Source organism: Gilvimarinus sp. 1_MG-2023 (assembly GCF_030548285.1).
Genome location: NZ_JAUOSC010000416.1, coordinates 1 through 354, shown reverse-complemented (window position 1 = coordinate 354; position 354 = coordinate 1). Strand labels below are relative to the sequence as shown.

1 pseudogene is annotated in these 354 nt (G+C 46.9%); it reads right to left on the bottom strand.

The features are described 5' to 3' along the window. Positions 1–120: 120 nt before the first annotated feature. Positions 121–354: pseudogene (locus Q4563_RS17425) on the bottom strand (arginyl-tRNA--protein transferase); the annotation flags it as partial.

Sequence of the window (354 nt, the reverse complement as noted above, 5' to 3'; positions counted from 1 at the left end):
AGGCAGAGTGTCTATCACCTCACCTTCCATTTCTATATGATCGTCTTTCGCCATTCATCACCTGTTTAGAGAATATACAGAGCGGGCGCATTCTGCCCTAATTCCTGCCAATAATCAAAGTTATCCGGGCGAATAACTGCACCAATTGCCATTAACAAACTGTTCCAATGGTTGAAAGTCCGTTTTGTATTCCATTTTGGAGCAGCCGGGCACCCAATAACCAAGATAATGGTGAGGTTGCTGCAAGGCCGCTGTCAGGCGCGTGAGCTGCAAAATCATAAAGGTTCCTGGTGACTCCCGTGTGAGTGCCGGATCGTAAAAACAATAAACCGACGATAAGCCATCCATCAGCAC